Source organism: Synechococcus sp. RC10B2, from assembly GCF_047502635.1.
The window spans coordinates 36,588-54,738 of sequence record NZ_JANSHO010000059.1 but is presented as its reverse complement, the minus strand read 5'-3'; the positions used below and the strand labels follow the sequence as shown (position 1 = coordinate 54,738).

18 protein-coding genes are annotated in these 18,151 nt (G+C 59.7%); 10 read left to right on the top strand and 8 right to left on the bottom strand.

Going from position 1 to position 18,151, the window contains the following annotated elements; all coding sequences use genetic code 11:
* Positions 1-22 precede the first annotated feature (22 nt).
* The 6 genes from NW855_RS08105 to NW855_RS08080 form a co-directional block, all read right to left on the bottom strand.
* Positions 23-1,552: a S10 family peptidase gene (locus NW855_RS08105; protein WP_011430719.1), complete on the bottom strand. Its 1,530-nt coding sequence runs from the start codon at positions 1,550-1,552 to the stop codon at positions 23-25.
* Positions 1,553-1,636: 84 nt separating this feature from the next.
* The gene (locus tag NW855_RS08100) at positions 1,637-2,230 is read right to left on the bottom strand and encodes a hypothetical protein (protein WP_011430720.1); all 594 of its coding nucleotides are present in this window, start codon (positions 2,228-2,230) and stop codon (positions 1,637-1,639) included.
* A 196-nt stretch (positions 2,231-2,426) separates the two neighbouring features.
* Positions 2,427-3,449 (bottom strand): thiamine-phosphate kinase, encoded by a 1,023-nt coding sequence (thiL, locus tag NW855_RS08095; RefSeq protein ID WP_011430721.1) that lies wholly within the window; start codon positions 3,447-3,449, stop codon positions 2,427-2,429.
* Between the two features lie 83 nt (positions 3,450-3,532).
* On the bottom strand, positions 3,533-5,137 hold the full coding sequence (gene kaiC / locus NW855_RS08090; protein WP_011430722.1) for a circadian clock protein KaiC: 1,605 nt from the start codon (positions 5,135-5,137) through the stop codon (positions 3,533-3,535).
* 25 nt (positions 5,138-5,162) lie between these two features.
* Positions 5,163-5,465 (bottom strand): circadian clock protein KaiB, encoded by a 303-nt coding sequence (kaiB, locus tag NW855_RS08085; protein WP_011430723.1) that lies wholly within the window; start codon positions 5,463-5,465, stop codon positions 5,163-5,165.
* A 3-nt stretch (positions 5,466-5,468) separates the two neighbouring features.
* Positions 5,469-6,470 carry a circadian clock protein KaiA gene (locus NW855_RS08080; RefSeq protein ID WP_240527350.1) on the bottom strand — a complete coding sequence of 334 codons (1,002 nt, stop codon included), beginning with the start codon at positions 6,468-6,470 and terminating at the stop codon, positions 5,469-5,471.
* Positions 6,471-6,628: 158 nt separating this feature from the next.
* Between NW855_RS08080 and NW855_RS08075 the strand changes: the two genes are divergently transcribed.
* From NW855_RS08075 to NW855_RS08045, 7 genes are all read left to right on the top strand, one after another.
* Complete coding sequence (locus NW855_RS08075) at positions 6,629-7,561, top strand: nucleoside hydrolase (RefSeq protein ID WP_011430725.1); 933 nt, start codon at positions 6,629-6,631, stop codon at positions 7,559-7,561.
* Positions 7,562-7,584: 23 nt separating this feature from the next.
* Positions 7,585-8,157, top strand: a complete 573-nt coding sequence (gene pgsA / locus NW855_RS08070) for a CDP-diacylglycerol--glycerol-3-phosphate 3-phosphatidyltransferase (RefSeq protein ID WP_099813062.1) — start codon at positions 7,585-7,587, stop codon at positions 8,155-8,157.
* The gene (gene ruvC, locus NW855_RS08065) at positions 8,111-8,692 is read left to right on the top strand and encodes a crossover junction endodeoxyribonuclease RuvC (protein WP_414346959.1); all 582 of its coding nucleotides are present in this window, start codon (positions 8,111-8,113) and stop codon (positions 8,690-8,692) included. The genes pgsA and ruvC overlap by 47 nt, the downstream gene beginning before the upstream one ends.
* Before the next feature lie 66 nt (positions 8,693-8,758).
* Entirely contained in the window at positions 8,759-9,406 is a 648-nt protein-coding gene (locus NW855_RS08060) for an LON peptidase substrate-binding domain-containing protein (RefSeq protein ID WP_011430728.1), read from the top strand.
* Between the two features lie 129 nt (positions 9,407-9,535).
* Positions 9,536-10,267: an alpha/beta hydrolase-fold protein gene (locus NW855_RS08055; protein WP_414402445.1), complete on the top strand. Its 732-nt coding sequence runs from the start codon at positions 9,536-9,538 to the stop codon at positions 10,265-10,267.
* 45 nt (positions 10,268-10,312) lie between these two features.
* Positions 10,313-11,371, top strand: coding sequence for an ATP-grasp domain-containing protein (locus tag NW855_RS08050; protein ID WP_011430730.1), 1,059 nt, complete (start codon positions 10,313-10,315; stop codon positions 11,369-11,371).
* 176 nt (positions 11,372-11,547) lie between these two features.
* Positions 11,548-12,735 carry a GNAT family N-acetyltransferase gene (locus NW855_RS08045; protein ID WP_011430731.1) on the top strand — a complete coding sequence of 396 codons (1,188 nt, stop codon included), beginning with the start codon at positions 11,548-11,550 and terminating at the stop codon, positions 12,733-12,735.
* Between the two features lie 5 nt (positions 12,736-12,740).
* On the opposite strand, the gene NW855_RS08040 is transcribed toward NW855_RS08045, so the two are convergent.
* Positions 12,741-13,415, bottom strand: a complete 675-nt coding sequence (locus NW855_RS08040; RefSeq protein WP_011430732.1) for a response regulator transcription factor — start codon at positions 13,413-13,415, stop codon at positions 12,741-12,743.
* A gap of 160 nt (positions 13,416-13,575) precedes the next feature.
* Between NW855_RS08040 and NW855_RS08035 the strand changes: the two genes are divergently transcribed.
* Both NW855_RS08035 and NW855_RS08030 read left to right on the top strand, forming a co-directional pair.
* Entirely contained in the window at positions 13,576-14,322 is a 747-nt protein-coding gene (locus NW855_RS08035; protein WP_414402444.1) for a rhomboid family intramembrane serine protease, read from the top strand.
* 50 nt (positions 14,323-14,372) lie between these two features.
* The gene (locus tag NW855_RS08030; protein ID WP_099813059.1) at positions 14,373-15,014 is read left to right on the top strand and encodes a Uma2 family endonuclease; all 642 of its coding nucleotides are present in this window, start codon (positions 14,373-14,375) and stop codon (positions 15,012-15,014) included.
* Between the two features lie 73 nt (positions 15,015-15,087).
* On the opposite strand, the gene NW855_RS08025 is transcribed toward NW855_RS08030, so the two are convergent.
* Positions 15,088-16,695: an NAD(P)H-quinone oxidoreductase subunit 4 gene (locus NW855_RS08025; RefSeq protein WP_414402443.1), complete on the bottom strand. Its 1,608-nt coding sequence runs from the start codon at positions 16,693-16,695 to the stop codon at positions 15,088-15,090.
* 369 nt (positions 16,696-17,064) lie between these two features.
* On the opposite strand from NW855_RS08025, the gene NW855_RS08020 reads away from it, so the two are divergent.
* Positions 17,065-18,099, top strand: a complete 1,035-nt coding sequence (locus NW855_RS08020) for an adenosine deaminase (protein WP_011430736.1) — start codon at positions 17,065-17,067, stop codon at positions 18,097-18,099.
* Positions 18,100-18,151: the final 52 nt, after the last annotated feature.

Sequence of the window (18,151 nt, the reverse complement as noted above, 5' to 3'; positions counted from 1 at the left end):
CAGGCGGGGTTGGGATTGCCCATCACGCAGGGATCCCCGAGCTGGAAACGGCCTTTCGGTAAAACTCAGCCATTTCGGCAAACCACTCGGCCCGCGAGGGATCCCAGGTGTAGAACATGTGGCCGCCGCGGTAGTGGCGCAGGGTGAGGTTGGCCTTGAGGCGGGGATCCAGCTTCATCAAATCCACCAGGTGGTTGGAGGCAAAGTAAGGGGTGACCAGGTCGTAGAAGCCGTGGTGAATGCTCACCCGCATGTGGGGGTTGAGGGCCATGCTGCTGCGCAGCTCGTCCATGGCGCCGATGAACCCTTGCTTGAGCTCCCCCTTGGGGGCGAAGCGCCAGGACTTGAACACCTCTAGGTTCAGGAGGTGATAGGTCAGCTCCGTGTCCACCTGCAGGGTCTCCCGCAGGTGGCTGTTGATGGCGGCAGTAAACAGGCGATCTACCCCATCTAAGGTGGGATCGGATCCCTCGAAGGTAGGCCGATCCGGAAAGGGATCCACGGTGGTTACAGAGGCGTCGTAGAGCCCCAGCACCAGCCGCTGGGAGCGCAACAGCTCGCGGGCAAAGCTGGCCGGGTCGATCCGCCCCCCCTTGTGGGCCACATACTCCGGCGAGAGTCCGATCCCTGCCGCCATCTCCGCGTAGATGGCCTGCCGCTCCGCTTCTGGCATCGCCTCTCCCATGGCCAAGAGGGGCAACAGCCGCTGGCGGGCAAAGCCTTCTGCTTTGGGCAGCAGGATCTGCAAATCCTCCCCCCAGCCACACCGCCCATGATAGGCTGCTGTGGCGACATAGGAGGGGAAAAGCATTGCCCAGGTGCTGAGGTTGTAATCGGTGGTCTCCAGCAGCCCGAACTCGATGGCCGGCGAGATGAGAATAGCCCCCGACAGGCCCACGCCAAACTTGGCTTGCAGCTCCTTGGCCAGCCGCGCCACCCGAAAGCCCCCGTAGCTCTCGCCGGCAATGAAAATGGGAGAGAGCCAGCGCTTGTAGCGCGAGAGGAAGCCCTGGATAAACTCGCCCAAGGATTGCAAATCCCGCTCCACGTCCCAAAAGGGAGCCTCCTTGGGGGGCTCGTCTTCCTTTTCCTCCGCCTGGGTGGGCTTGGCCGCCGGATCGGATTTTTCCTGAGAACTTTTGGCGTCTTGAGACTCCTTGGGCAGGGCGCGGCTGAACCCCGTCCCCACCGGATCGACAAAGACCAAATCAGAAAACAGCAGCCAACTTTCGCCGTTATCCACCAGTTGCACTGGCGAGGGCGGCAAGCTGCCGTTGGGCCCAAAGCGGAGGCGTCTCGGCCCCAGGGATCCCATGTGCAAATAGGCAGAGGCCGCCCCCGGCCCGCCGTTGAAGACGAAGGTGAGAGGCCGCTGTCGGGAGTCAACCTCCTGCCTCAGATAGGCGACGTGGAAGATCTCGGCTACCGGCTTTTCCCGCCGGAAGAGGGTCTGCCAGCCGGCCACCGCCCTGTAGGGGAAGGACTTTCCCCCGGCGTTGAACGTGTGCTCCGTGGTGTGCAGGACAGGAGTGGACTTGGATTCTGCAGGCATAGAGACACGGGATCCACAACTTGCTGATCCAGTGAATCACAAGTTGCCGGATCTCCACCCCTGCCTTGGAATAGAAGCCGGGGATTACAGGGTGAGCGGCGCTTCCAAAGTCAGATTAAACGACTGGCCGGGGCGCAGCACCACCACCTGGGGAGCGGTTACATTGCCCACCACCACGCCAGCCACTGCCCCGCCTAGAACATTGCCCGCCGAGACGCCGCCGCTGATGGCTCCCAAAAGGGTGCCTGCGACTGCCCCGATGGCTGCATCCTGGGCGATGGCCTCAGCCGAATACTGGCGGGGATCCTTCTCGTCGTGGAGGATGCCGGAAGAGGCCTGCAGGCTATAGGTGCGACCGCCGAGGACGATGGAGGTGGCAACAAAGCGGGATCCGCCCGGTGCCGGTTCCATTTGCCCAAAAACGCGGCTGCCCGCCGGGATCACCAAACGCCCCTGGTTGTCGAAAATGTTTTGCGTGACGGCCACCTCCAGCGGGTAGATGGTGTCGGGGTAAAAGTATTGCGGCCCTTCGCTGCTGAGGCTGCCGACGGGAATAATCGTCCCCTGCTCAAGGCGGTAGGCACCCAATTGGAAAAGCGGCTGGGCCTCTCCTGGCAAGGGGGCCAGCAGAGGGATCCCTGCCAAACCGATCGCGGCTGCTGCTAAGATAGCTTTCATCCAGAAGTCTCCAATTCTCCGAAGTTCTGCACGTGCCCGCGGCCTTTTCGGGCCGAGGTTTGTCCTTTTGCGGTTTTCTCTACACTTCCAGGTTACCCAATCCCAGTTCCGGTTTCCTTTCCGACTCGAGTAGCTTGGTTTTCAACTTTGGGCAGTTTTGAGCGGCCTAGGTGGCCAGTGAGTTTTTCAGACAGGCTCAAAAGTGCTGGAAGGCCTGCTGGCGGCTGAGGATTTGCCCGTCCTGCAACCGCACCGTCCCCTGCGGATCCCAGCCGGTTACTTCCCCAATCCAGGCGGCTCCTGGCAACTTTTCCAACAGATGCTTGGCCACCGACACCTCGGCACTGAGAAGCAGCTCAAAGTCTTCGCCCCCATAAAGCGCCCACTCCAAAGCTTGGGCCGGGAACGCCTGGCGCAAAGCCACCGAAATCGGGATCCGCTCCGCCGCGATCCGCGCCGCTACCCCACTGCTCTGGCACACCTGCACCAGGGCGTCCGCCAAGCCATCGCTGGTGTCCATGCCGGCCAGGCGCAGAGGACCGGGGAGCGCTTCCAAAAGGGACAGAACATCCAAGCGCGGGCGCGGGTATTGGTGGGCTCTGATCAACTGCTGCCGCTGTGCTGCCGTGGCTGAGGATCCCTGTTCGGGATGGAGCAGCAGCTCCAGGCCGGCCCGCGCGTCGCCGTGGGGCCCTGTGACCACCAGCCAATCGCCCGGCTGAGCCCGTCTGCGCTCAATCGCCCGCCCCGGCTGCACCGATCCCAGGGCCGTGATCGCCACAAACCGCTGCGGCGACCGACACAGATCCCCCCCCACCAATTCTGCTCCCCAACGGGCACAGCAGGCCCGCATCCCTTCGTAGAGCTCCTCTACCCAAGCCACCGGCGTGGATCCCGGCAGGCCCAAGCCCACCACCAACGCCCGCGGACGGGATCCCATCGCTGCCAGATCCGAGAGATTGGCCGCCACCGCCCGCCAGCCCACCGCGTGGGCCGGGGTTGTCACGTCGCTAAAGTGAACCCCCTCCACCAAGACATCGGTGCTCACCACCAACTGCCCCTCAGGAGCGGGCAACACCGCCCCGTCGTCTCCCACCACCTGGGCAGGACAGTAGCGCTGCACGATCTGCAACAGCCCCGCCTCGCCGATGGCCGAGATGGGCGTGGGAGAAGAGCTGCTCTTGGGTTGAGGGAAAAAGTCGGGAAGATCGCTGAACAAAGGAGCCCCTGGCGGATGCACGCAGCCAAAAACCTATGGTTGCAAAATGTTAGGGGCAGTTGGCGCCGGTCAAGCCCAAGCCCCTACTCGTCCAAAGATTGGACATTTTGCACAATTCGAGAGAGCTCGTTCTTCTCATCCACATTGATGCGGGTCGGGGATCCGCTGATAATCCGCTCGTAGCCGCGGAAGGAATCGCGAATTTGAATCCCCGAATCCGAGATGAGGTACTCGCGGATGCCCTTGTCATGCCAGGATCCCCGCATTTTAAAGACGTTGAGCGCCCGTGCCATCTCGCCGCGAATCTCCACATACTGCAGCAGAATGATTGTGTCGGTGATGGTGGAGATGTGCGACTCGGTAATGGAATGGGATCCCATGAATTGATCGGTGGTGTTGGTGAAAAAGCCGGTGATCTCCTCCTGCTTGGCCAGGCCGGTTACGCCGATAACAAACTGTCGAAAAGCATTTTGGCTCACACCCCGCGCCAGCGCCGACAGCGAGTCGATGGCCATGCGGGAGGGCTTGAAGGCCATCATCTCGGTTTTGATCTTCTGCAGGTGGTCTTCCAGGCCGGCGGACTCGGGGTAGGCGCAGATGATCTTAAGGAGGCCTTGCCGCTCAAACTCCTCAAAGTCGATGCCCCAGGAAGAGGCATTGCGGGCAAGCTGGGCCCGCGACTCTTCGTAGGCAAACAGGATGCAGCGCTCCCCATTTAGGCAGCCTCGCTCGAGGAACTTGCTCACCAGCGAGGTCTTGCCTGTGCCGGTGGCGCCGGTAGCCAAGATAATCGAGTCTTTGAAAAAGCCACCGCCGCACATCTCGTCCAGCTTCTCGATGCCGGAAGAGACGCGCACGTTGGAAGAGCGCTGCGTCAGTTGCATCGCTCCCAGCGGGAAGATGTTGATCCCCTCGTTGGTGATGGTGAAGGGATATTCCCCCTTCATGTGGGTGGTGCCCCGCAGCTTCAGGATCTCGATGGTACGCCGCCGCTTCTCCCCCTCCAGGATGTTGCGCAGGATCACCACGTTGTCGGAGACGAACTCCTCCACCCCATAGCGGGCGATGGGGCCGTACTCCTCAGTGCGCTCGGTGGTCATGACCGTGGTGACGTTGGCCTGCTTGAGGCGGGCTGTCAGGCGAAACAGCTCCCGCCGCACCACGCCCGCCGGCTCATACTGCTGAAAGATGGCCGTTACCGAGTCGATGGCCACCCGCTTGGCTTTGTATTTGCGAATGGCATATTGGATGCGCTCGATGAGGGCCGACAAATCGAAATTGCCGCTTACCTCGTAGCCCTCCGGATCCGGCGAAGCATCCAGAATAAAGAGCTGCCCCTTGTCGATGAGGGCCTGCAGATCCCAGCCGAAGCTGGCGGCGTTGCGAATGATGTCGGCAGGGGTCTCCTCAAAAGTAACAAAGATCCCTGGCTCCTGGTACTTGACAATGCCGTTGTAGAGAAACTGCAGGGCAAACAGAGTTTTGCCGGTGCCGGAGGTACCGCTGACCAAGGTGGTGCGGCCCAGGGGCAGCCCGCCGTGGCTGATGTCTTCAAAACCCTCGATACCCGTCTGTTTTTTCGGGATCCCCCGCGGCTCGGGCCCGCCCAGGAAGTAGGTCGATGGGATCCCCTCCGCGGCGTTACCTTGCAGCTTTTCTGACTCAGAAGGTTCCAATGGTTGGTTCATGCCCCTCTCTCCCCTAAAACCTGTCCTAAGCCTCTTCGTCCAATTCTTCGTAGAGCAGATCTAGGCCGATGAGCACCTTCTCTCGGTTGGACAGATCGCCGATAATCTTCCGCACCGGCGGCGGCAGGATTTTGGCCAGGGTCGGTGTTGCCAGGATCTTATCTTCCTCTGCCAGTTGCGGATTTTTCAAGACGTCGATGACTTTCAGGCTGTACACGCCGCGGAACTCTTTTTCCAGAATGTCTTGCAAGGTGCTGAGGGCGCGCAGAGAATTGGGGGTATTGCCCGCCACGTAGAGCTTGAGGACATAGGCTTTGCGAGTGGACATAACCTAGGGATCCCTTGGGGCAGATTTGGGAATGGAGCGGCGGTACATTTCGCTCAGGTGGGCCATCACGTCGATGAGAGTGAGGCGGTAATCCAGCAGGATCTCTTCGCTGCGACCCTCCAGTTTTAGTTGTTTGGCAAAATCCTCCATTAGGTTCATGTGCAGCTCCAACAGTTGGGCGGCGCCGATGTCGGCAAAAAAGGCAAGGGCCACCAGCTCGTCGATGCGGGCATTGACGGTCTCAGGAGATTGAAAATACTCCAGGACAATAGCCTGGTAAAGGTTACGCAGCCGCCGCATGAGGGCCTGCTGCTCGTCGGGGGGCAGGTGGCGGTAGAACAGCTCCGGATCCCGATGGTAGTACACGCCGGCGTAGCCGAGGCGTTCCCGCAGCTTTTCCGCCAGCCGCCGCTGCTGCTGGTGCGTGTAGAGCAGGTAGGGCTGATCCTTGGGGTGAGGGTTTGCTGCAGGCAGGCTGCAGGTGGGGGAAATCTGGAGAAACAGGGCAATGGCTCGGTTGATCAGCAGCTCCAAGGGAGAAGCAGAAGGAGTGGCCTGGGATCCCTTTGGCGGCAACAGCTCTGACGGCGAGACGAGGCGAACCAGAGTGGCGTTGTGGTAGAAAAACCGCTCCCGCTTGAGCAGAGCTCTCGCCCCCGGAGGAACAGGGGGGGAGGACGCTTCGCCGGAGCGGCTGGCGCCGCCTTCCGGTTTGAGCTCTTCCGACACAATGGCCACCACTGTCGGCAGCAACAGTCCCTGCTTGCAAAGCTGACAGCCCAACGCCTCCAGCTTGTCCAGCCGCGTCGCTTCCACCAGCAGCACCAGGCAGTCCGGATGGTTTTCCTCCCCTCGCAGAGCCTCCAGAAAGGCTTCCGGATCCTGGAAGACCTCAGCCACAAAGCGTTCTGGCGACAACAAAGCCTCTGCCGCCAGCGGCTCTCCAGCAGGCGGCTCCCAGTCGAGCAAAAGGCTGATGTGCAGTGGGTGGGTGTCGGGCTTCAATAAGGATAGAAAACGATAAGAACCGCCTTCGATCTTAAATCTTAAATCTTCTTAAACCTGACCGGAATCTGCCTTGGCCTTCAGAGTCAGCCAAGGGAGACTCAAAGAGAGCGTGCCATTGCCGCCTACACTAGGGGTGAAAGGCCTCTGGGAGCCCTATGGTGCCCCTGATCATCGATTGCGACCCCGGCCAAGACGACGCGGTGGCCCTGCTCCTGGCGATGGCTTCGCCGGAGCTAGAGGTGCTGGGCATTACCACGGTGGCCGGCAATGTCTCTGTGGAAAAAACCAGCCGCAACGCCCGGCAGATCTGCGAGCTGGCCGGCTGCCCGCAGATGGCAGTCTATGCCGGCTGTCCCCGCCCGCTGTTGCGCCCGCTGCAGACTGCCGAAGAGGTGCACGGCAAAAGCGGGATCGACGGGGCCAACTTGCCGGAGCCCCAGATGCCGCTGGGATCCCTGCACGCCGTGCAGTACCTGATCGAGACCTTGATGGCGGCGCAGGAGCCGGTTACCCTGGCGCTGCTGGGCCCGATGACCAACTTGGCAGTAGCCCTGGTGCAGCAGCCCCGCATCGTGGAGCGCATCCGACGTCTGGTGTTCATGGGGGGATCTGCCTTTGAGGGAAACACCACCCCGGCCGCCGAGTTCAACATCTTCACCGATCCCCATGCTGCTCAGATCGTGCTCAGCGCCGGGATCCCCGAGGTGGTGATGCTGGGCCTGAACGTTACCCAGCAAGTCCTCAGTACGCCGGAGCGGATCGAGCGGATCCGCGCCCTCGGCACGCGGGTAGGCCAGACGGTGGCCGACATGCTCGCCTTCTACGGCAAGTTCGACATCCGGCGCTACGGCCTGCCGGGGGGGCCGCTGCACGATCCCTGTGTAGTCGCCTACCTGCTGCAGCCGCAGTTGTTCGAGCTCAAGCCCTGCTACGTGGAGGTGGAGACGGCTAGCCCCCTCAATCTGGGCCGGACGGTGGTGGATCGCTGGGGGCTGAGTGGCCGCCCCGCCAATGTGCAGGTAGCTTTTGGGGTGGATGCCGAGGAGTTTTACCGCCTGCTCACCGAGCGCTTAGGCCGCTATCGGTAGTCGAGGTCGTCAAGGAGGTCGAGGTGAACCCTACCAGCCCAGTCCTAGTTCCCAAGCCGGCGTGGCTCAACCTGCCCACCGCCATCACCTTGCTGCGCCTTGGAGGGATCCCTTTGATTCTGCTGGGGCTGGGCCTGGGATCCCCGCTGGGGCAAGGGCTGGCTTTCTGGGCGTTTTTGCTGGCGGCGGCAACTGATTGGCTGGACGGCCACTTGGCCCGCCGCTATGGGCTGGTGACCGATGTGGGCAAGGTTCTGGATCCCCTGGTGGACAAGCTGCTGGTGCTGGCCCCGCTGCTGAGCCTGCTGGAGCTGGGGCGGATCCCCGCTTGGGGAGTGTTTTTGTTGGTGGGGCGAGAGCTGGCCATCGCCGGCTGGCGGGCCAACCAAAGCCAAATCCGCGGCGCCAATCTCTGGGGCAAAGCCAAGACGGTCGCCCAAATCCTGGCCATCGCCCTGCTGATCCTGAACTGGCCTATCGGGATCCCCTGTTTTTGGGTGGCGGTGGCCCTCACTCTGATCTCGGGGTTGACCTATTTGTACACCGACCATGCCACGCCGGACGCCTCTGCCGGCAAGGAGAGACCCCCTGCCTGATCGCGTCAGCGGGACGGAGTCCTCTCGCGTCAGCGGGACGGAGTCCTCAGACCCCACCCCTGAGCAGCGTATCCTCGGCCTCGACCCGGGGTTGGGGACGGTGGGTTTTGGCTGCATCCTGGCAGGTGCCGGCGGACTTCGCTCCCTGGACTACGGAGTCATCAGCACCCCTGGGGAGCAATCAATCCCGGAACGGCTGCAAACCCTCTACGAGGATCTAAAGGAGCTGCTGCGCCAGTTTCAGCCCCATCAGGTGGGGTTGGAAAAGCTCTTCTTCTACAAAATGGGCAACACCATCCCCATCGCCCAGGCGCGGGGGGTGATCCTACTCGTCCTGGCCCAGTATCATCTGGTGCCGGTGGAGTTCACCCCTGCCCAGGTGAAGCAAAGCCTGACGGGCTACGGGCGCGCTGACAAACAGGCCGTGCAAGCCGCCGTGGCCCGCGAGCTCAATCTGCCCAGCCTGCCCCGCCCCGACGATGCTGCCGATGCCCTGGCCATCGCCATCACCCTTTGGCACCACCGCTTTGCTTAGGAATCGGTCGGTGTGGCTCCGTCGAGATCGCTAAACTAGACTCAGTAGCGCAAAAAGCAAAGCCTTATGCCTTCCTCTTCTGTGGACGTACGTGAGCTACCCCTGTTTCCCCTGCCAGAGGTGGTGTTGTTTCCGGGCCGCCCCCTGCCGCTGCACATTTTCGAGTACCGCTATCGCATGATGATCAACACCATCCTGGAGACGGATCGCCGTTTCGGGGTGCTGATGTTCGATCCCCAGACGGGATCCCCGGTGCGGGTGGGCTGTTGTGCCGAGGTGTTGCAGGTACAGCGGTTGCCGGATGACCGCATGGACATTTTGACCTTGGGGCAGCAGCGCTTCCGGGTGTTGAACTACGTGCGGGAAAAGCCCTTCCGGGTGGGGCTGGTGGAGTGGATTGAGGATGAGCCGACCACTGCGGATTTGCAGGGCTTGGTGCAGCAGGTTTCCACCCTACTTCAGGATGTGGTGCGCCTCTCCGGCAAGCTAATGGAGCGGGAGACGGAGCTGCCGGAGCGACTGCCCACTACCCCGATAGAGTTATCCTACTGGGTTGCCAGCCACTTTCACGGGGCTCCCCGGGAGCAGCAAGCGCTGCTGGAAATGGTCAGCACCGAAAATCGCCTGCGGCGGGAAGCCGAGATCCTCGAGTCCACCCGCAAGCACTTGGCCGCCCGCACTGCCCTCAAGGATTTGTTCTCCGAAATCTCCTAAAATTTCTTGGGATCGCTTGAAAGACGCAGGCCACGGGGGAGTTGTCAGCCGTTCTGGCGCTCGCGTTGCCACCCGTCTCAACGGCGGCTGCAAAAGCCGGCTGAGGTTCAGTGATTGTCCAGGGATCCGATGTCCTACCCTCGCCGTTATCTGCGCTTTGCCTCCCGGGTTCTGGGCCGAGAAATGGAGATGCTCCACTTTGGGCATCGCGGCTACCCGCTCATCTGCCTGCCCACCAGCAATGGGCGTTTTTTCGATCTGGAAGATCGCGGCATTATCGCCAGCCTCGGCCATCACTTGGAGCAGGGCTATTTGCAGGCCTTTTGCGTGGAAACCCTCGATTGGGAGACCTTGTTCAACCGCGAGCTGGACGTGCCCCAGCGGCGGGATCGCTGGCTGTTGTTGGAGCAACACTGGGTAGAAGAGCTGATCCCCTACGCCAAAGCAGAAGCGCAAAATAACTTTCTGGTGGTGGCAGGCTTCTCTCTGGGGGCCACCCACGCCGTCAACCTCACCTGCCGGCACCCTGGCCTGGTGCGCCGTTGTCTGGCGCTGGGGGGGCCCTACGATGTGGCGGCCCTCGGCTCCGTCACCGGCTGGGATCCCCAACAGGCGGAACAGGAGCTGTATTTCATCAACCCCTTGGCCTACCTGTCCAACATGAGCCGACAACTCTGGGATCAGCTGGGCGGGCGCAACACCGAGCTAAAACTGCTCACCGCCCACCGCGACCACTGCCTCAACGACAATCTGCGCCTGGCAGAAGTCCTCCGCCGCAACGACATCCCCCATCACCTGGAGGTATGGGAAGGGGATCACGACTGGCCCACCTGGCAAGCGCAAATCCGCGCCTTCGCCTAGGATCCCTTGCAGAGGAGTCAGAGAGCTTTTGATGAGAGAGCCTGGATGATCGAAGACTACTGGGTTGGCAGCCTGCACTTCAGCGAGCCTTTTGGGGACGACACCCTGGCCCGTCTCAACGCCCTTCCCCCCATTCAAGCCCGCAACGGCCAAGCCTACAAGATCCGGGCGGAACATGTCACCATTCACGAGGTGAACCTGGATTACCGCACCAAGTACCGCCTCATCCTAGACCGCTTCAGCTACCTTTACCCCCAGGCCATCGGCCTGTTCATGGGCTTTGCCTTCAGGGGGGTGTACATCATCAACAACCCCTTCAGCTTTTACTACTACCTGCGCAACAAAGATGCCGCCTACATGGTGGTCAAAGAGCTGGGGATCTCCATCCCCAAGACTTACATTCTGCCCCCCAAGGAGGCCCCAGCTTTGAAAGCCGAAGATTTTAAGTATCACAAGTTCTTCGATTGGCAGGGGATGGCAGAAGATCTCGGCTGGCCAATCGTGATCAAGCCGGCAGAGGGACGGGAGGCCATCGGAGTCGAAATCGCCTACAACATGGAGCAGCTTCTCTACTTTTACGACCGCTCCGGATCCCAGGTGATGATGCTCCAGGAGAAGGTTAAAAGTCCTTATCCCTGGCAGATTCGCGCTCTCTGTATTGGCCGAAAGATCATCCCAATTAAATACATCTTTCGCAAGTTCGATGCCAGCGAATATCTGTTCGATCCAGAGTTTCTCACGCCGGAGATGGGCAAAAAAGTTATCGACACCTGCCGGATCATCAATCGGGCGTTGGGCTATGAAATGAACTCGGTGGAGCTGTTTATCGACGAACAAGGGGAGCTACAGGCCATTGACTTTAACAATCCGGTGCCCGATGGCCGCCTCAAGGCTTTGGGAGAAATTTTTTACAACGATTACCAGCAGGCCCTTTGCGATTTGGTCGTAGATATTGTGCGGGAACAGCGTCCTTTCGACTTCTTGCCCCCAGACGTCAACCGCTTTGCCCAGATCGCCCGGCGAGCCGACCTCACCCGTGAGCAGAAGTTTCAGATGGCTCTCGAGCTGGCCAACCGCTACTACGAGCCCAGGGATCCCGAATAAAATAACTTAACAAAAGCACGGTCTAGCGCTGGGAAAGCTTTGGGCTGGGCAAAGAGCAGTTGCCTGGCTTTCGTCTATGGGACCCTTGAGGCGCAGGGATTCCATCCTAGGTTGAGCTTAGAGGGGGGATCCCCTCCCAGCCGCGGCAGGGCAAGTTGGTCTATCCGGACAGGCAAATGTCAACCGGTTTGAAATTGCGCTGGTGCCACGATATTCGCGGGATCCCAGCATCTGCCTGGCAAGCGCTGCAGACGGAGCGCACCTCTCCTTTTTTGGAGTACGAGTGGCTGCACAGCCTAGAAGCCTCCGGCTGTGCCAGCCGCAACACGGGGTGGTTGCCCTGTCACCTGTTGGTGGAGTCGGATGGGCAACTCATCGCCGCTGCCCCCTTGTATTTGAAAAGCCATAGCCAGGGCGAATTTGTCTTCGACCAAGAGTGGGCTGCGGTTGCCAACCAACTGGGAGAACGCTACTACCCCAAGCTGATCGGCATGGCCCCTTTTACGCCGGCCACCGGCTATCGCATTCTCGTCCATCCCGACTACTCGGAAGCAGAGGTGTGGCCGTCGATGCTGGCTGCTATCGATCGCTTCTGCCAGGACAATGATATTTCGCTGTTCAGCCTGCTCTATGTGGACTTAGACTGGCGGGCCCAACTGGAGGCCGATGGATTGACTCCCCGAATTACCCACAACTACCAGTGGCACAATCCCGGCTATCGCTCTTACGAAGACTTTTTGAGCCAGTTCAACGCCAACCAGCGGCGCAACATCAAGCGAGAGCGGGCCGCCATGGAAAAAAGCGGCATAGAACTCAAGATCTACACCGGAGAGGAGATCACGCCGCGCCTTCTCTCTCTCATGTACGACTTTTACAGCAACACCTGCGCCCAATTTTGGAACTGGAGCAAATATCTCAACCGCCGCTTTTTCGAATCTCTCTATCCCAACTACCGGCAGCGGCTGGTGCTGGTGGCCGGGGAACGAAATACAGAAATTGTGGGGATGTCTTTTTGCGTCCGCAAAGGGGATCGCCTCTTTGGGCGCTACTGGGGCTGCCGAGAAGAGGTGAAGTTCTTGCACTTTAATGTGTGCTACTACGAGCCGATTGCCCTAGCCATCCGCGAAGGGATCCGCAACTTTGATCCCGGAGCTGGAGGATCCCACAAGATTCGGCGGGGATTTCCAGCCACTCCCGTGTATAGCTACCACCGTTTCTACCGCCCCAGGCTAAAGCAGGTGCTAATCCCCTATCTGAATCGCGTCAACCCTCTCATGTTGGCTGAGCTGGAGAGGGTAAATCAAAACGAGGTTCCCTTTCGAGAAGATATTCTACCCTCTCTGTCTACTCTTACGCGAGGTTAAATGAACTACCACTGGATAAGCTTTTTCTGAACGGCTGCCATACACATGGCAACGCGAGCGTTGATCTCATCTTCAGAGCCAAAGATATCCAGTTTCTCTTTGAGCCTTTGAATACAGTTTTGTACGGTTTTTTTGCTCGTGTGAATGCGGTCGGCGATGGCCTGGTCGGTGAGGGCCTCTTTGCAGAGCAGGTTCAAGACCTCGATTTCCCGCTCCGTCAGCTTTGTTAAGCCGCGCAACTCTCGCGGCATGCGCAATTCCCCATTGAGGGCACTTTTGGCTCCTTCCAAGAAGACACTGCGCCGCTCCATTTTGTTGACGGCGGCAAATCCGCCCTGGTGCTTGCTGATTAGGCCCACCAGGGGAGTTAGCAGCAGCGGCTCGCTGGAATAAACCATCACGTTCAGGGTGGGGTAGTTCTCGAAAATATGGCGCAAGAACTCTAGGCCCGGCTCGGCAGACTGTTCGCCGCTGGTTTGGCCGTAGAGCAAGTCGGCTACTACCAAGTCCGGCTGTTCCCGCTGCAGGCGCAGGATGGCGTCCATCGGGTTGGAGACTGTGATGCACTGAGCATCGGCTGCAAGCCGTTGCAGCCATTCGCAATTGTTTTGGGCGACCTCGGGATGATCCTCGACAATCAAGAACTTGAGCGGGGCAGTTCGGCTCTCGACCTCAAACATCGATCCACTCCTCCAAATCCAGCGTCGGCTGCGGGGGGACGGCCAAAACCCCTTTGCAGTTTAGGGATCCCACCGACAAACTACCCTAGTGTAGCCCCAAGTTGGGCCTGAGAAGGCGCAGCAGGGTAGGCTAGAGGGTGATGTTAACCGGATCCCGACTGTGGTACCCCTGCAAGATCGCAACCCAACCACCCGCACTGCCTACGTTACCTATGCTTTGGTGCTTATCAACATCCTGGTTTTTGTGTATGAGCTTACCCTATCACCGCAAGAGCTGGCGGCTTTCTTCCGAGAGTGGGCAGTGGTGCCAGCGGAACTGACGGCCAGCTTTCGGGGGGAGGCCACCTCTTCGCTGCGCCCCGAATGGGTAACGCTATTTACCTCGCAATTTTTGCACGGGGGCTTTTTGCATCTTGGCGGCAACATGCTCTTTTTGTGGGTTTTCGGCAACAATATTGAGGATCGCTTGGGGCATGTGCGCTACCTCATTTTTTACCTGACTTGTGGAGCCTTGGCCGCCCTAACCCAGTGGTTTTTCGATATGGAATCCACCATTCCTTCGCTGGGGGCAAGTGGGGCCATTGCCGGGGTGTTGGGAGCTTATATCTTGCGTTTCCCGCGAGCTGAGATCCTGACTTTGGTACCCCTGGGCATTTTTATCACAACCGTCTACGTTCCCGCCTGGGTGTTTTTGGGTTTTTGGTTTGTACAGCAGGCGTTTTACGGCATCGCCAGCCTGCAGACGCCCACCAACATCGGCATGCAGGGGGGAGGGATCGCCTACTGGGCCCACGCGGGCGGCTTTGTGTTTGGGGCCATCTTGGGGCCGCTGATGGGGTTATTTTCTGGCAAAAGCCCTTATGACCGCCAAGCCGCTTGGCGACAGCCCGACAGGGACCTGTTCTGATTGAACCTCAATCCTTTTTGTGTCAGAGACCAACTTGAGAGGAGGAAATCATGGTTCGTCTGTCTGCCAAGCCCCTAACCCTGGAAGAGTTTCTGCAGCAGCCAGAAGCTCAACCCGCCAGTGAATTCATCGAGGGAGAGATCATCCAGAAGCCCATGCCACAGGGAAAGCACAGCCTACTCCAGGGGGAGCTAACTTCTTTTATCAACGCAAACCTCAAACCCAAACGCCTCGGGTGGGCATTTCCAGAGTTGCGCTGCACTTTTGCCGGCTATGCGATTGTGCCCGATATTTCTGTGATCGCCTGGGATCGGATCCCTGTGGATGAAGATGGCACCATTCAAAATCTCATTCCCTTTTGCCCAGATTGGATGATCGAGATTCTCTCTCCCGATCAAAATCAAATGAAGCTGGTCAAGAAAATTTTGATCGGCTTGGCCCACGGCTGCCAGATGGGGTGGATCGTAGCTCCCGAAGAAAGGCTCGTTTTCGCCTACCCTGCCGGACAGCAGCCAACCGTGCATGAGGATCCGCAAGAGCTGATCCCCGTTCCCGCGTTTGCCCAAGGGATCCAACTGACGGTCGAAACGTTGTTTGGTTGGATGCGGGTTCGAGCTGACGAGAGCGGCAAGCACAGCGGAGATACACAGGCGGGGCACTCGCCTAACCCCAGCCCTTCCGGTGCCCAGTGAGAAAAAAGCCGAGACCGGCTGGACCAGTGGCACGCCTTGCTGACAAGCTGCCCCAGCCTCCCTCGCCTCCATTTCAGTCGGCGCTGTAGAGAGCAGGAGCTTGGGCAACCGTCGCTCCAATAGAGGAGAGTTCTTGGCGCAGCAGCGCCACCAGGGCATTGGTGGACTGGTCGTAGAGGCTAGTGACCAGCTTGGGATAGAGCCCAATGCCGATGATGGGGATCAGCAGGCAGGCGATGATGAACACCTCCCGCGGCTCGGCATCCACCAGTTCCTCGTGTTCGGTCAGCTCTTTGTTTTCCGGGCCAAAGAAGATCTGCCGCAACATCGACAGCAGGTAGATAGGAGTCAGGATCACCCCAACCGCCGCCAGAAAGACCACCACCAGCCGGAAGGGGAGGGAGTAGGCATCGGTGGTGGCCATGCCGATGAACACCATCAGCTCCGCCACAAAGCCGCTCATCCCCGGCAGAGCCAGAGAGGCCAGCGAGCAAGCGGTGAACATGGAGAAAATCTTGGGCATCTTCAGGCCGACGCCGCCCATTTCCTCCAGCTCCAGCGTGTGGGTGCGGTCGTAGGTGGCCCCCACCAAGAAGAACAGGCTGGCCCCGATCAGCCCGTGGGAGATCATCTGCAGCATGGCGCCGCTCATGCCGATTTCGGTCAGGGATCCGATCCCGATGAGGACAAAGCCCATGTGGCTGATGGAAGAGTAGGCGATCTTGCGCTTGAGGTTGCGCTGGGCAAAGGAGGTGAGGGCGGCAAAGATGATGTTCACCACCCCCAGCACGATCAGCACCGGCGCAAAGTAAAGATGAGCATCCGGCAGCATGCCCGCATTCATGCGCATCAGGGCATAGCCCCCCATCTTGAGCAGGATCCCGGCCAGCAACATGTGCACCGGCGCCGTGGCTTCGCCGTGGGCATCGGGCAGCCAGGTGTGCAAAGGGAAGACGGGCAGCTTCACCCCGTAGGCGATGAGGAAGGCCCCATACAGCAGCAATTGGAAGCTCAGCGGATAGGCCTTGTGGGCCAGATCCGTCATGTCAAAGCTGATGGGATCCCCGTAGAAGGCCATGGCCAGGCCCGCCACCAGGATAAACAGGGAGCTGAGGGCGGTGTAGAGAATGAACTTGGTGGCCGCATACAGGCGGTTGTACCCCCCCCAAATGGAGAGGAGCAAATACACCGGGATCAGCTCCAGCTCCCACATCAGGAAGAAGAGCAACATGTCCTGCACGGCGAACACCCCGATCTGCCCGCCGTACATGGCCAACATCAGAAAATAAAACAGGCGCGGCTTGAGGGTGACCGGCCAGGCGGCCAAGATGGCAAGCGTGGTCACAAAAGCCGTGAGCAGGATCAGCGGCATGGAAAGGCCATCGGCCCCCACCGACCAGCTCAGCCCCACCTGCGGCACCCAGGTGTAGCGCTCCAGCAGTTGTAAGCTTGTCTGGCTGGGGTCATAGCCGACATAGAAGCCAGCCAGCAAAATGAGCAGGTCGGTAACCGCGATGAAGAGGGCAAACCAGCGAACCCGTTCTGCCAACTTTTGCGCGTAGACGCGGGTAGTGGGATCCCCAGCGGGCGCCGGGATCAAGGGGATGAAGAGGGCGGCCACCACCGGATAGACGATGACCGTGGTCAGCCAGGGAAACTCGTGCAAGCTGGGCAGCGCCATGAAGATAACCTCGTTACGCTAAGTTCATACCACACCCTTCCAGGGGGATTGCCGTCGGCTACAGCCAACAGCCTTTTACCAGAATCGCTCCTGAGTATCTCTGCTCAGCAAACCTCCAGAACTATCTTAAGGCTCTTTACCTAGTTTGCCGGGATCCCTGGCCGGGCTCGACCAGGACTCAAGCATTGACCTGGTCATCAAACCTGGCTATTAGAAACCTCATCACCTGGCCCCCGGCTAGCCGACCCTGCGCAATTGCGCCTGGACAGGACTGCCGCTGTTGGATAACAGTAGAAATAGTACTTAACAACCAAGCCAGGTCCGCCCTTGGCGGGCGGTGAGGGGAGCCTCTGGGGGAAGCTTTGAAGTATGGCACTGCATGCGGAGTTACACCGCCACCTAGGCGGTTCGGTCGTTCCTAGGATTTTGTGGCGCTACCTGCATCGCCAGGGATCCCCTCTGGCAGCACGCTTTCCTGACTACGCCGAGTTTGAGGAGTTCTACACCCGCCCGCGCAACACCCTTGAAGATTACTTGGAGCTGCACACGCTAGTGGAACAGGTGCAAACCCTGGAAAGCTTACCTTATTTCATCTACCGTCTGCTGCGGGGGGCCTATGTTTTTGAGGATTTGGCCTATCTAGAGATTCGCTACACCCCCTATCTGCGCACAGATCCCAGCTTGGACGAGGCGGATCGCCTCAAGCAGATGCGCCAAGTTATCGAAACGGTAGGGCAAGCCAGCCAGCAGCGGGAATATCCCATCGTCACCACCCAGATTGTGTGTTTGCACTCCCGCCTGCCCAGCCATATCAACCGCGCCATGGTGGAGGCCGCCGCCGAGTCCGAATACGTGTCTGCCATCGACCTGGCGGGGGGAGATAAGGCCTACGGCGAACGCATGGACGAGTGGATTGAGCTGTTCAAATATGCCCTGGCCCGTGGCCTCAAAACCACTGCCCATCTCTATGAGACTTTGGATGGCTGTTACCCAGAGCTGCTGCCCTATGTCTCGCGGATTGGCCACGGGATCCAGATCCCTCTCCACTACCCAGAGCTGCTGCCAGAGCTGGCGCGGCGCGGCCAATGCCTGGAGGTCTGTCCCACCACTTACCTGAAGACGGGGACGCTGCCCAGCTTGGAGCCCCTCAAAATCGTCTTCGACCGCTGCTTTGACGCGGGGGTAGATATCGCCATCTGCACCGACAACGCCGGCCTGCACAACGTGCGCCTGCCGTTTGAGTACGAAAACTTGCTCACGCACGACATTATCGATTTCGACCAGCTCAAGCGCTGTCAGGAGGCGGCTTTTCGTCACGCTTTTGCCTGGCCCTACAAGGAGCACCCCGCCTCGTTGCTGTCGGAGCTGCAGCAGTCAGCCTCGAAGTCCCTAGTTCCCCTCTGAGAGGGGCAAACAGGACTTTGCTTGACATTTCCGCCGCCAGACTTGGTCGCGC